14 protein-coding genes are annotated in these 13,394 nt (G+C 45.5%); 11 read left to right on the top strand and 3 right to left on the bottom strand.

The window, feature by feature from the left end:
• Nucleotides 1-10 precede the first annotated feature (10 nt).
• The 4 genes from ribH (at nt 11) to pgpA (ending at nt 2,543) form a co-directional block, all read left to right on the top strand.
• Nucleotides 11-481 carry a 6,7-dimethyl-8-ribityllumazine synthase gene (ribH, locus tag HRQ85_RS14660; protein ID WP_004741508.1) on the top strand — a complete coding sequence of 157 codons (471 nt, stop codon included), beginning with the start codon at nt 11-13 and terminating at the stop codon, nt 479-481.
• Complete coding sequence (gene nusB, locus HRQ85_RS14655; protein ID WP_004734399.1) at nt 481-948, top strand: transcription antitermination factor NusB; 468 nt, start codon at nt 481-483, stop codon at nt 946-948. Before ribH ends, nusB begins: the two co-directional genes overlap by 1 nt.
• A 114-nt stretch (nt 949-1,062) precedes the next feature.
• Complete coding sequence (gene thiL / locus HRQ85_RS14650; protein ID WP_172380073.1) at nt 1,063-2,037, top strand: thiamine-phosphate kinase; 975 nt, start codon at nt 1,063-1,065, stop codon at nt 2,035-2,037.
• Nucleotides 2,037-2,543, top strand: a complete 507-nt coding sequence (pgpA, locus tag HRQ85_RS14645) for a phosphatidylglycerophosphatase A (RefSeq protein ID WP_017060782.1) — start codon at nt 2,037-2,039, stop codon at nt 2,541-2,543. Before thiL ends, pgpA begins: the two co-directional genes overlap by 1 nt.
• 135 nt (nt 2,544-2,678) lie before the next feature.
• Here pgpA and dxs read toward each other — a convergent pair whose 3' ends face one another.
• Genes dxs through xseB form a run of 3 tightly spaced genes read right to left on the bottom strand, consistent with a single transcriptional unit; the run spans nt 2,679 to nt 5,731 of the window.
• Nucleotides 2,679-4,562, bottom strand: a complete 1,884-nt coding sequence (dxs, locus tag HRQ85_RS14640) for a 1-deoxy-D-xylulose-5-phosphate synthase (protein WP_172379928.1) — start codon at nt 4,560-4,562, stop codon at nt 2,679-2,681.
• A 21-nt stretch (nt 4,563-4,583) separates the two neighbouring features.
• Complete coding sequence (ispA, locus tag HRQ85_RS14635; protein ID WP_172379927.1) at nt 4,584-5,468, bottom strand: (2E,6E)-farnesyl diphosphate synthase; 885 nt, start codon at nt 5,466-5,468, stop codon at nt 4,584-4,586.
• A 20-nt stretch (nt 5,469-5,488) separates the two neighbouring features.
• Nucleotides 5,489-5,731 (bottom strand): exodeoxyribonuclease VII small subunit, encoded by a 243-nt coding sequence (gene xseB / locus HRQ85_RS14630; protein ID WP_004734405.1) that lies wholly within the window; start codon nt 5,729-5,731, stop codon nt 5,489-5,491.
• Between the two features lie 298 nt (nt 5,732-6,029).
• Here xseB and pomA point away from each other — a divergent pair, with 298 nt between their 5' ends.
• From pomA to rlmM, 7 genes are all read left to right on the top strand, one after another.
• Nucleotides 6,030-6,794, top strand: a complete 765-nt coding sequence (pomA, locus tag HRQ85_RS14625; RefSeq protein WP_017060778.1) for a flagellar motor protein PomA — start codon at nt 6,030-6,032, stop codon at nt 6,792-6,794.
• Between the two features lie 12 nt (nt 6,795-6,806).
• Complete coding sequence (locus tag HRQ85_RS14620) at nt 6,807-7,754, top strand: flagellar motor protein MotB (RefSeq protein ID WP_059020020.1); 948 nt, start codon at nt 6,807-6,809, stop codon at nt 7,752-7,754.
• Nucleotides 7,755-8,070: 316 nt separating this feature from the next.
• The gene (thiI, locus tag HRQ85_RS14615; RefSeq protein ID WP_017060776.1) at nt 8,071-9,519 is read left to right on the top strand and encodes a tRNA uracil 4-sulfurtransferase ThiI; all 1,449 of its coding nucleotides are present in this window, start codon (nt 8,071-8,073) and stop codon (nt 9,517-9,519) included.
• A 671-nt stretch (nt 9,520-10,190) separates the two neighbouring features.
• Complete coding sequence (locus HRQ85_RS14610) at nt 10,191-11,099, top strand: transcriptional regulator GcvA (RefSeq protein ID WP_012604639.1); 909 nt, start codon at nt 10,191-10,193, stop codon at nt 11,097-11,099.
• A complete protein-coding gene (locus HRQ85_RS14605; RefSeq protein WP_172379926.1) occupies nt 11,092-11,715 on the top strand; it encodes an alpha/beta fold hydrolase in 624 nt (207 codons plus the stop codon). The genes HRQ85_RS14610 and HRQ85_RS14605 overlap by 8 nt, the downstream gene beginning before the upstream one ends.
• A complete protein-coding gene (locus HRQ85_RS14600) occupies nt 11,705-12,103 on the top strand; it encodes a DUF423 domain-containing protein (protein WP_017060774.1) in 399 nt (132 codons plus the stop codon). The genes HRQ85_RS14605 and HRQ85_RS14600 overlap by 11 nt, the downstream gene beginning before the upstream one ends.
• Nucleotides 12,100-13,191 (top strand): 23S rRNA (cytidine(2498)-2'-O)-methyltransferase RlmM, encoded by a 1,092-nt coding sequence (gene rlmM / locus HRQ85_RS14595; protein WP_017070491.1) that lies wholly within the window; start codon nt 12,100-12,102, stop codon nt 13,189-13,191. Before HRQ85_RS14600 ends, rlmM begins: the two co-directional genes overlap by 4 nt.
• Nucleotides 13,192-13,394: the final 203 nt, after the last annotated feature.

Raw genomic sequence — 13,394 nt, 5'->3', positions numbered from 1 at the left:
AGGAAGGCTTATGAAAGTGATCGAGGGTGGCTTCCCAGCGCCAAATGCAAAAATTGCTATCGTTATTGCTCGTTTCAACAGTTTTATTAACGAAAGTTTACTTTCTGGTGCAATCGATACTTTAAAGCGTCATGGACAAGTAAGCGAAGACAACATCACTGTTGTTCGTTGCCCTGGTGCAGTAGAACTTCCACTTGTAGCGCAGCGCGTTGCAAAAACAGGTAAGTTCGATGCGATTGTATCTCTTGGTACAGTAATTCGTGGCGGTACACCTCACTTTGACTATGTTTGTAGTGAATGTAATAAAGGTTTGGCACAAGTGTCTCTGGAATATTCTCTTCCAGTAGCGTTTGGTGTTCTTACTGTTGATACGATCGATCAAGCTATTGAACGCGCAGGAACCAAGGCTGGTAATAAGGGTGCAGAAGCAGCACTTAGCGCACTTGAGATGATCAACGTTCTTTCTGAAATCGATTCCTAATGGGGGCCAGTGTGAAACCAGCCGCACGTCGTAACGCACGTCAATTTGCTCTACAAGCAATTTATTCTTGGCAAATTACTAAAGAAAATATTGCTACCGTTGAAGAACAGTTCTTATCTGGTGGTAAGTATGATGAAGAAGAGCATCATGCTGCAGAGCCTGCTCTTGCTATGCCAGAAACAGACGTTGCATACTTCCGCGACCTACTAACTGGTGTTGCTCTTAGCCACATGGAACTTGATAGCAAGCTTCGTCCATTCGTATCTCGCCCTATGCAAGATCTGGATCTGATGGAACTAGCGCTTCTACGTTTAGCTATGTACGAGATGACTCGTCGCGAAGATGTACCATACAAAGTGGTTATCAACGAAGCTATCGAGCTTGCAAAAGTATTTGCAGCAGAAGACAGCCATAAGTTTGTTAACGGTGTGCTTGATAAAGCTGCACCGCACGTTCGTAAGAAATAAGACGTTCGTATATTGAATCTAAAGGTCAGCTTTTATGCTGGCCTTTTTTGTAACTAAATTTCTGTAATATCCATGATTACGGCGATTTTTATGAGACTAAAGATAGGGCATGTGATGTCTGGCGAATTTAACCTGATTGAAAAATATTTTGTAAATCGACAACCACAACGTAAAGACGTTCTTCTGGCTGCTGGCGATGATTGTGCTTTGGTCAAAGCGCCGGGCAATGTTGAGATAGCGATCAGCACGGACACCTTAGTGGCGGGTACCCATTTCTTAGCTGAGGCAAATCCAGCTTGGGTGGCGCACAAGGCGTTGGCTTCCAATATCAGTGATCTTGCCGCTATGGGCGCGACGCCGGCTTGGGTGTCATTTGCTTTAACCATGCCTGAAATCGATGAAGCATGGCTTGCTCCTTTCTGTGACTCCTTTTTTAAACTCGCAGACTACTTTGGTATTCAGTTAATTGGTGGTGACACCACCAAAGGCCCACTAAGCCTGACACTGACGGTACAGGGCTTTGTTCCTGAAGGACGAGCGCTGCGCAGAGATGGCGCGAAAGTGGGCGACTGGATTTACGTAACAGGTAATCTAGGTGACAGCAAAGCTGGCTTAGAAGTGTTACTTAACCCTGAGCAGAACAGAGCGAAGCCCTATGCTGCTGAGCTTGAAGAGAGACATTATGTGAGCGCTCCACGAGTGTTAGCGGGTCAGGCTCTAGTGAACCTTGCTTCATCGGCGATTGATATCTCTGATGGCGTTATTGCTGATTTAAAACATATCCTTAAGCGTTCTCAAGTTGGCGCGAGTATTGATGTAAGCACGCTGCCTATCTCTGCAGAGTTACGTCAGTTCGCTCCTGATATCATTTCAGCTCAGCAGTATGCGCTGACCAGTGGTGAAGAGTACGAACTGTGCTTTACTGTACCAGAAGAGAATAAAGGGTCGTTGGAAAGTGCTTTGTCACACACTGGTACAAAAGTCACCTGCATTGGCCAGATAAGACCTGTAGAATATTTTGAATTACACAATAATGGTGAACCACTAAGCTGGAACTTAACTGGTTACGATCACTTTAAGGTTAATTGATGACAAACCCACTTTCTCTTATTTCTCTTAAAAACCCTTGGCACTTCTTGGCAACGGGTTTTGGTAGTGGCTTATCGCCTATTATTCCCGGCACAATGGGCACGCTCGCGTCTATTCCGTTGTACCTGTTGTTGGTTCAGTTACCGTTTCCTGCTTACGTTGCCGTGGTGGTGGTAAGCTGCATTATTGGTATTAAGATCTGCCAAGTAACGTCTGATGATATGGGCGTGCATGACCACGGTTCTATCGTTTGGGATGAGTTTGCGGGCTTTTGGATCACCATGAGCTTAGTGCCTATGCTGAATATCCCTGCCGATGACTGGAAATGGCTTCTGACTGGTTTTGTGCTTTTCCGCTTCTTTGACATGGTAAAACCTTGGCCGATTGGTTGGCTAGATGCGCGAATTCACGGCGGCTTGGGTATCATGATTGACGATATTGTAGCGGGTATTATGGCGGCTATTTCGTTGTATGCCGTGGCACATTTCGCTGGTTGGTTAGTGTGAGTTAGCTGAAGGGCTAAGGTTTCGCTGTCGATACACCAAACTAACTAATTGATACAAAAAAGGTTGACCCTAGGGCCAACCTTTTTTGTTTTTATTGCTTACGAGCTTACGAGCTTACGAGCTTACGTATTAAGACTACTTAGCAAGGTAGTTAGAGATAGACTTCTCAATGCCTTTCGCATCCAAACCAAGCTCTTCATGCAGTTCGCCTTGAGTACCTTGAGCAATGAACTTGTCTGGTAGGCCAAGGTTCAATACTGGCATCAGTAGTTTCTCTTGCATCAAGAACTCAATCACACCTGCGCCCGCACCACCTGCAATCGCATTCTCTTCGATAGTTACCAGAACATCGTGGTCAGCAGCAAGCTGTTTGATTAGAGCTTCATCGAGTGGCTTCACAAAGCGCATATCTGCAACAGTTGCATCGATAGCGTCAGCGGCTTGAAGTGCACTCTCAAGGAAAGTACCGAAGCTTAAGATAGCGACTTTCGAGCCATCTTTTGCCTGTTCGCTTTCGCGAACTATACGGCCTTTACCAATCTCTAGCGCAGTAAACTCACTTTGAATCTCTGTACCCATGCCATTACCACGAGGGTAACGAACGGCACTTGGACCAGTGTGCTGGTGGCCTGTGTAAAGCATTTGGCGACATTCGTTTTCGTCGCTTGGCGCCATGATCACCATGTTTGGAATACAACGCATAAAGCTTAAGTCGAACGCACCTTGGTGTGTTTGACCATCTGCGCCGACAAGACCTGCACGGTCAATAGCAAACATGACCGGTAAGTCCATGATAGCCACATCGTGGATCAGTTGATCGTAACCACGTTGTAGGAACGTCGAGTAGATAGCGACAATCGGCTTGTCACCTGCGATCGCCATACCCGTTGCTAGCGTCACAGCATGCTGCTCAGCAATCGCTACATCGAAGTATTGTTCTGGGTACTCTTTCGAGAAACGCACCATGCCAGAGCCTTCACGCATTGCAGGCGTGATCGCCATCAGCTTAGGATCTTGCGCGGCCATATCACACAGGAAGTCGCCAAAAATCTTTGAGAAAGTTGGTTTAGAGCTGGTGCTCTTAGGCAGACTTGAGTGTGCTGGATCGAATTTCGGTACGCCGTGGTAACCGATTGGATCTTTCTCAGCTGGCTCGTAGCCTTTGCCTTTCTTAGTCATGATATGCAGGAACTGAGGGCCTTTAAGGTCTCTCATGTTCTTAAGCGTTTTAATCAGCTCATTGACATCGTGACCATCAATTGGGCCAATGTAGTTAAAGCCTAACTCTTCGAACATGGTGCCAGGGACTACCATGCCTTTTAGATGTTCTTCTGTACGACGAACCAGCTCTTTAATCGGCGGAACGCCTGATAGCACTTTCTTGCCGCCCTCACGAATTGACGTGTAAAGACTGCCAGAAAGAACTTGAGCTAGGTGGTTGTTTAGCGCACCTACGTTTTCAGAGATCGACATCTCGTTATCGTTCAGGATAACCAGCATGTCATTGTGAATATCGCCCGCGTGGTTCATGGCTTCAAATGCCATACCCGCAGTAATCGCGCCATCACCAATCACACTCACGACTTTACGGTTCTTGCCTTCTTTCTTCGCACTGATAGCCATACCAAGTGCAGCACTGATCGACGTTGAAGAGTGACCAACAGAAAGGGTGTCGTATTCGCTCTCTTGACGCCATGGGAATGGGTGCAGTCCATCTTTTTGACGGATAGTCGACAAGCGGTCGCGACGACCTGTAAGAATTTTGTGTGGGTATGCTTGGTGGCCAACATCCCAAACCAACTGGTCAAAAGGCGTGTTGTACACATAGTGCAGAGCAACTGTCAGCTCTACAGTACCTAAGCCTGACGCTAAGTGACCACTTGACTGGCTCACTGAGTTAAGAAGATAGGTACGTAATTCATCACAAAGCTGTGTCAGCGTCTCTTTTGGAAGTAGACGCAAATCCTCTGGCTTATCAGCCAAAGCAAGAGTTGGGTACTTTGATATATCAAGAGTCATAGGTAATGCGCGCTTATTGTCTTAGTTCTTGCGCTCGATGACGTATCGGGCGAACTCTTCGAGTGACTGGGTATTGTATGGGATTGCAGCCAAAGCTTGAAGCGCTTCCTGTAGCAGAGTTTGCGCTTTTTCTTGAGCGCCCTCTAAACCTAACAAAGAAGGGTAGGTGCTTTTGTTCAATTCTTGGTCAGAACCCTGTGGTTTACCCAAAGTTTCAGTATCGCCAGTAATATCTAAAATATCATCTTGAACCTGGAATGCTAATCCAATGGCATCGGCGTACTTGTCTAATTGAGGCATCACTTCAAGCGCTTTTTCACCAGCAGCAAGCGCACCTAAACGAATCGCACATTTCATTAGCGCGCCCGTTTTATTGCGGTGAACTTCTTCTAACTCTTTTAGCGTGACAGAGCGGTTTTCAGCTTCAATATCAAGTGCTTGCCCTATACACATACCTTGTGCACCAGAGGCTTCAGCTAGGCGTTGAATCATTCGAACGCGATTGCTTTCACCGTCAGCACTTAATGTACCTTCCGCAAGTATAGTAAACGCGAGAGTTTGTAGTGCATCGCCAGTTAAAATTGCCGTTGCTTCATCGTATTTGATGTGACAAGTCTGATGGCCACGACGCAGTTCATCGTCGTCCATTGCTGGAAGGTCGTCGTGAATCAGAGAATAGGCATGAATACATTCGATTGCAGATGCTGGAGTGTCGAGTTCTTCAGCGGTGCAGCCGAGCATTTCCCCTGTAATGTAGACAAGAAATGGACGTGCGCGTTTACCGCCTAAAAGTAACCCATAACGCATCGCGTTGATCAGGTTCTGATTTTGGTGTGGTAGGCGATCAAGCCAAAGGCTCAATTGCTCGTTATTACGTGCTTGATAAGACAATAAAGTCTCGATCATAGGGGATCTCATACAATTCGTTATTCTGGTTGTGGGTTAAAGTCACTAAGTTCTGCGTTTTCATCATTTTGCAGTAGGATGCTAACACGCTGTTCAGCATCATTTAGTTTGCTTTGACCGGCACGAGCGAGGGAGATGCCTCGTTCGAACTTTTTCAGCGCATCATCTAAAGCTAGATCACCATTTTCTAGTTGATCAACCAAGCCATCAAGCTCTTCGATTGCTGCTTCAAAGCTCATATTTTCAGGTTTCTTAGTAGCCATAATAAATCTGCGTTTGGAAAGATGAACGAACGTTACCCTAGGCCGCTGAGATGGTCAAATGTAACCAAGAAATTTTGCTAGAAAGTTCGTTTTTAAGGGGCTTGAACGCACTTTGCTTGAATAACCTTAGCTTTATCGAGTTTATGCGCTACGTATAAGAGCAAAGTAAGCCAATAGTTGGGATTCAAAAACGAAAAGTGTGATACTTAGGCCAAGAATTTACTAAAAGATCTTATAGTCTTGCCGATACAAAGATTATCGTCGACATAGAGCTACAAAAAAGCATGAGGAGTGCTCAGTGGATTTAGCAACCCTAATAGGTTTGATTGGTGGATTTGCCTTTGTAATTATGGCAATGATCCTAGGTGGAAGCCTCGGGATGTTCTATGACACGACATCCATTTTGATCGTAGTTGGTGGCTCAACTTTTGTTGTTCTAATGAAGTTCACCATGGGACAGTTCTTTGGTGCGACTAAAATCGCAGGCAAAGCTTTTATGTTTAAAGCGGATGAGCCTGAAGATCTTATTGCGAAAGTTGTAGAGATGGCTGATGCGGCTCGTAAAGGTGGTTTCTTAGCACTGGAAGAGATGGAAATTAACAACAGTTTCATGCAAAAGGGCATCGACCTTTTGGTGGATGGCCATGATGGAGATGTAGTTCGTGCTGCACTGCAAAAAGACATCGCATTAACCACAGAGCGTCATGAGCAGGGCGCAAAGGTGTTCTCTGCATTTGGTGATGTAGCACCCGCGATGGGTATGATTGGTACCTTGGTTGGCTTGGTTGCCATGCTTTCTAACATGGATGATCCAAAAGCGATCGGTCCTGCGATGGCGGTGGCACTTTTGACCACTCTATATGGTGCGATTCTTTCGAACATGGTGTTCTTCCCAATTGCGGACAAGCTTGCGCTGCGTCGTGACCAAGAGACCCTCAACCGTCGTTTGGTTATGGATGGCGTACTCGCGATTCAAGATGGTCAGAACCCACGAGTAATCGATGGTTACCTGAAGAGCTACCTAAACGAAGGTAAGCGTACGATTGATGGTGAACCGGCGTAAGAGGAGTTGAAGATGGATGAAGAGAATCCATGTAAATGTCCTCCTCCAGGGTTGCCTCAATGGATGGGGACATTTGCTGACTTGATGTCACTGCTGATGTGTTTCTTCGTACTACTGCTCTCATTCTCTGAGATGGACGTACTGAAGTTCAAGCAGATCGCTGGCTCGATGAAATTTGCGTTTGGTGTACAAAACCGCTTGGAAGTGAAAGACATTCCTAAAGGCACCAGCATCATTGCACAAGAGTTCCGTCCTGGTCGCCCAGAGCCGACACCGATTGATGTGATCATGCAGCAGACGATTGATATTACGCAACAAACGCTTGAGTTTCATGAAGGTGAATCTGAGCGTGCTGGCGGTACCATGCGTGACCAAGGCAAGATGACCGGAGGCAAGTCGCCAGAGGTTTCGACTCACGACAATCAAAACTCTGAGTCAGACCAACAGCAACAACAAGCTGAAGCTCAATCGCAAGAGATGGAAACCTTGATGGAAAGCATCAAGAAGGCGTTGGAGCGAGAGATAGACCAAGGCGCGATTGAAGTTGAAAATCTTGGCCAGCAGATTGTGATTCGAATTCGTGAGAAGGGTGCATTCCCATCGGGTTCTGCTTTCCTACAGCCTAAGTTCCGACCTTTGGTGAGACAGGTGGCTGAGTTGGTGAAAGATGTTCCGGGTATCGTTCGAATCTCAGGGCACACCGATAATCAACGTCTTGATTCCGAGCTTTATCGCTCTAATTGGGACTTGTCATCACAGCGAGCAGTGTCTGTTGCTCAAGAGATGGAAAAGGTGCGTGGTTTCTCTCATCAACGCTTGAGAGTACGCGGCATGGCGGATACCGAGCCAGTCGAGTCGAACGATACTGAATGGCAACGTAGCCTCAACCGCCGCGTTGAAATCAGTATCATGCAGGGCGAGCCGCTTTACAGTGACGAAGTACCTGTTATTAATGAATAGCCTATACGTGCTCACGCGGTAACATGCAGATAGCATCGAAAGCCCAACCTTATAATGAGGTTGGGCTTTTTGTTTGCTGGTCTTCAATGGTTCTCTGCGGTATTTATGTCGTTTCGAAACCTGCTACTGTTAATAACAAGCGGTTTAATGAGGGTGTTACAGCAAGCACTCTTTTCCTTGCTTCACTTTCTCATGTATAATTCGCGCCCTTAGATTTAGATATGATCTATTCTTGCTTCAAGTGCTGTGTAAATTCTCTAATTTACTTGGCGATGAGCGTTTTCAAAATTTTGAACATTAATGTTGTGAAAGTACTATGAAATTTATTGTTAAGCCCCATCCGGAAATTTTTGTAAAAAGTGAATCGGTGCGTAAGCGCTTCACAAGGATTCTAGAGTGCAACATTCGTAACGTTATTCAACGTCGCTGTGAAAGTGTTGCGGTATTCAACCGTCGCGATCATATCGAAGTGACGTCTGAGAGTGACCAGTACTACGCAGAAGTGTTAGAGGCTCTGACTCACACTCCAGGTATTCACCACTCTCTTGAAGTACAACAGTCTGAATTCAAAGACTTGCACGATATTTACGAGCAAGTACTAGAACGCAGCCGTGCTGACATTGAAGGCAAGACTTTCTCCGTTCGTGCTAAGCGTCGTGGTAAGCATGACTTTACCTCTATTGAACTTGAACGCTACGTAGGCGGCGGTCTAAACCAAGCGGTTGAGTCAGCTAAAGTTCGACTTAAGAACCCTGATGTAACCGTTAAGGTTGAAGTGGCTAACGATAAGCTAAACCAAGTTCTAGCTCGTCACAAAGGCCTAGGTGGTTTCCCTCTTGGTACTCAAGAAGATCTACTAAGCTTGATCTCTGGCGGCTTTGACTCTGGTGTTTCAAGCTACCTGCACATCAAACGTGGCTCTAAGGTTCACTACTGTTTCTTCAACCTTGGTGGTCCAGCGCACGAGATTGGCGTTAAGCAAGTGGCTCACTACCTATGGAATAAATACGGCTCATCTGCAAAGGTGAAGTTCATTTCTGTAGACTTTGAACCCGTGGTTGCTGAAATCCTTGAGAACGTAGAAGACGGCCAAATGGGCGTTGTTCTTAAGCGTATGTTCATGCGTGCTGGTGGTATGGTTGCAGAGCGCTTCGGTATTGAAGCTCTAGTCACGGGTGAAGCACTTGGTCAGGTTTCTAGCCAAACGCTAACTAACCTTCGCCACATCGACAACGTGACAGACACTTTGATTCTTCGTCCGCTTATCAACTGGGATAAAGAAGACATCATCGACCTTTCTCGTATCATCGGTACTGAAGACTTCGCTAAAGTAATGCCTGAGTACTGTGGTGTTATCTCTAAGAAGCCAACAGTGAAAGCGAAGAAAGGCAAACTGGAAGCAGAAGAAGCTAAGTTTAACTTTGAAGTGCTGGATCAAGTGATCGAGAACGCTCGTGTTATGGATATCCGTGACATCGAGAAAGAGAGCCAAGAGCAAGCGCCTGAAGTTGAACAAGTTCAAGCTGTTGCTGAGCACGCTATCGTTCTTGATATCCGTAGCCCAGAAGAAGAAGACGAAAGCCCACTAGAGATCGAGGGTGTTGAAATTAAACACATCCCATTCTTCAAGCTTTCGACTCAGTTTGGCGACCTAGACCAAGCGAAAGAGTACTTGCTGTACTGTGACCGTGGTGTAATGAGCCGTCTACAGGCGCTTTACCTACAAGAGCAAGGCTTCCATAACGTTAAGGTTTACCGCCCATAGTGGGGTGTTGACCAACCGTTAATTATTTTGCAAAGCCGCTTACTGAAAAGTAAGCGGCTTTTTTATTTTCTATTGTGAATGATTTACAGTAGTCAGACAGAGGCATGGGTTTGGGCGTGCTATCGCCATGCTCAGCTTTGAAATTTTTGATTGATAGCAAGAGTAAGCTCTAAACGGGCTTATAAGTACCGAAGATGAGTGAGTATCTTGAAGTATTCTGTTACTTTTTAGTGCAACTCAATGATGCTATTTGTATGTGTTCAGTTGATTATTTGAGTGGGTGTCTGATTCTGTGATTGGCGATGAAAAATAATAAAGATTAATTAGTACAGCTATTGATAAACTTGTTGTTACATTTCTTTGCACATAAAAAAACACCGCCCATAAGGCGGTGTAAACAAATTTGACAGACAGGTCAAAATAAATACAGGAAGTACATGCCTCGTTTCAGTATAAACTGCAACAAAACATTTGGTAGAACTCTACCCAACTCGAAAAGAACGAGTTTGCAAACACAACATCGCAGGAGCTAAGCCAATTGATTCTAGAGAGAATCAAGCCGTTCAGGCTAGCTGCTGCGGGATGAAATATAGAATTTCTCTGGCCGCTAGGCAATGGACAAATTATAATGTTTCAGATAAAAAAAACTAATGCTTATTTAGAGAGTAACTATGTCTCGTCGATTACCCCCATTAAACTCGCTAAGAGTGTTTGAAGCAGCAGCTCGACACTTGAGTTTTACGCGTGCCGCAGAAGAGTTGTTTGTTACTCAAGCGGCGGTCAGCCATCAGATCAAAGCGCTTGAAGAATTCTTATCTTTGAAGCTGTTTCGCCGAAGAAACCGCTCTTTGCTGCTGACTGAAGAAGGTCAAAGCTACTTCTTGGATATCAAGGATATTTTCACATCACTGGCAGAAGCGACGGATAAAGTGCTTGAGCGAAGTGAGAAGGGCGCATTGACCATCAGTTTACCGCCGAGTTTTGCGATTCAATGGTTGGTACCAAGGCTCGCTGACTTTAATCAGCAAGAACCTGATATTGATGTAAGAATCAAAGCCGTTGATATGGATGAAGGCTCGCTGACCGATGATGTAGACGTCGCTATCTATTATGGCCGAGGTAATTGGTCGGGGCTCAGAGCCGACAAGCTTTACCAAGAGTACTTGATCCCTCTTTGCTCACCTTCCGTGCTGCTAGGAGTAAAACCATTAGAATCTCTCAGTGATTTAGCATGTCATACGCTATTGCATGATACTTCTCGAAAGGATTGGAAACAGTTCGCTAAGCAAAATGGCATCGATGGGGTAAACGTTAATCACGGTCCTATCTTCAGTCACTCAACCATGGTGCTACAGGCAGCGGCTCACGGCCAGGGCATTGCTCTAGGTAACAACGTGTTGGCGCAGCCTGAAATCGAAGCGGGTCGTTTGATTGCACCTTTTGATGAAGTGTTGGTGAGTAAGAACGCCTTCTATGTGGTTTGTCATGAGAAACAAGCCGACATGGGCCGTATCGCCACTTTCCGCGACTGGATGCTAGCGAAAGCGCAAAGTGAACAAGAGGACTTACTCGATGAATAACGTCATCATTGATGGTGAAGACAATCCGATCACCTTTATCTTTGCCCATGGTGCAGGCGCAGGCATGGAGCATGAGTTCATGCAGTCGGTAGCCAAAGGGTTAGCCTTTAAAGGGATACGGGTAATTCGTTTCAATTTTCCTTACATGATCAAGCGTGCTGAAGATGGTAAGCGTCGTCCACCTGACAGAGCACCTAAGCTACTTGAAGCCTACCAAGAGATTATTGAGCAGGTTGATGCCGATAAGCTTGTGATTGGTGGTAAGTCGATGGGAGGGCGTATGGCGAGCCATTTGTCTGAAGTTGATAAGGTGGCCGCAATGGCGTGTTTAGGCTTTCCTTTCCATCCTCCAGGTAAGCCTGAGAAGTACAAAGGTGAGCATCTGGCTGAGTTAGCAAAGCCGTGCCTCATTTTACAAGGTGAGCGTGATACCTTTGGCAAGCGTGAAGAGTTTGCTGACTTTGATCTGTCTGATTCTATTCGTGTTGAATTTATTCCTGATGGCGACCACAGCTTTAAGCCGCGTAAGAGTTCTGGTTACACCGAACAGCAGAATATTGCGTTAACCGTTGAAAAGTTATCAGCGTTTATCAAAGAGGTGCTCAATGAGAAGTAAGTATTTACTCACGTTTGCTGGCATCTCTGGCGCGGTTGCTGTGATGCTTGGCGCCTTTGCAGCTCACGGTTTGAAAGCTATCTTGCCTGAATATCTGCTAGGCGTGTTTGAGACTGGTGTTCAGTACCAGTTTATCCATACTCTGGCGATATTGGCGTGTGGTGCTCTGCTGCAGATGAAACTTGGCGCTAAATCACAAAAATATTTTTTCATTGCGGCAATTTGCTTTATCATCGGCATCCTTTGTTTTAGTGGCAGCCTTTATGGCTTGGCACTGACAGGAATAAAATGGTTTGGCCCTATCACTCCGTTTGGTGGTCTACTATTTATCATTGGTTGGGGAGTCTTCTCCTTCGCTGCTTTGAATATAAAAGAGGTAACTCAGTGAAACACGTACTACTTTATTGTCGCTCTGGTTTTGAAAAAGAATGTGCTGGCGAAATTCAAGACAAGGCAACACAACTGGAAGTGTTTGGTTTTCCTCGCCTAAAGAACAATACAGGTTTTGTATTGTTTGAATGTTACCAAGCAGGTGAAGCGGATAAGTTGATCAAAGAGATCGATTTCCAATCACTGATCTTTGCTCGTCAAATGCTGGCAGTGGCTGTTGAAATTAAAGATCTGCCAACCGATGACCGTATTTCTCCAATTCTTGAGGCGCTTTCTGAGAAAGAAGGTTTCCCTCGTTGTGGTGATATTCGTATCGAAACACCAGATACTAACGAAGCAAAAGAGCTTTTGAAGTTCTGCCGTAAATTTACCGTGCCGATGCGTCAAGCGATGCGTGGTAAAGGCCTGATGACTGCGAAAGATAACGCTAAGAAGCCTGTGCTTCATTTATGCTTCATCGCTCCGGGTCACTGTTTTGTTGGTTACTCTTACCCAACGAACAACTCACAGTTCTTTATGGGTATCCCTCGTCTGAAATTCCCATCAGATGCGCCAAGCCGTTCTACATTGAAGCTAGAAGAAGCATTCCACGTATTCATCCCTCGTGATGAGTGGGACGAGCGTCTGGCTCCAGGTATGTGGGGTGTTGATTTAGGTGCGTGTCCAGGAGGTTGGACTTACCAATTGGTTAAGCGCTCGATGTTCGTTCACTGTGTTGATAACGGCATGATGGCAGACAGCCTAATGGAAACGGGTCAAATTAAGCACCACATGGTGGATGGCTTTAAGTTTGAACCAGACCGTAAGAACGTAACTTGGATTATCTGTGACATGGTTGAGAAGCCAGCTCGTGTTGCACACCTTATGGGTGAGTGGATCATCAAAGGCTGGGCGAAAGAAGCATTGTTTAACCTTAAACTGCCTATGAAAGGCCGTTACGATGAAGTACTGCAAGATATCGAGAACCTAAAAGTGTTCCTTATTGAGAACAAAGTGAAGTTTAAGATGCAGGCTAAGCACCTTTACCACGATCGCGAAGAGATCACGGTTCATATTCAGGCGCTTTCAAACATCTCACCGCACTAATATTTACGTTAGTGTGTCAGTGATAAAAAATGCTCCTTTAAGGGGCATTTTTTGTATCTGAAGTTAGGTAAACGCTGGGTTGAATCTATGGCTATATGTCGCCAGAAGTCGCATTTATTAGTCAGATATTGGTGTTGTTATAATCAATGCAACTGACATGAACATCGCTAAATTTCCTACATTAGCCGTGATCTGAGATGAAA

Source organism: Vibrio sp. Vb339 (genome assembly GCF_902751245.1).
Classification (GTDB): Bacteria; Pseudomonadota; Gammaproteobacteria; order Enterobacterales; family Vibrionaceae; genus Vibrio; species Vibrio coralliirubri.
The sequence above is the reverse complement of the archived record's forward strand: the minus strand, read 5'-3'. Positions and strand labels throughout refer to the sequence as shown.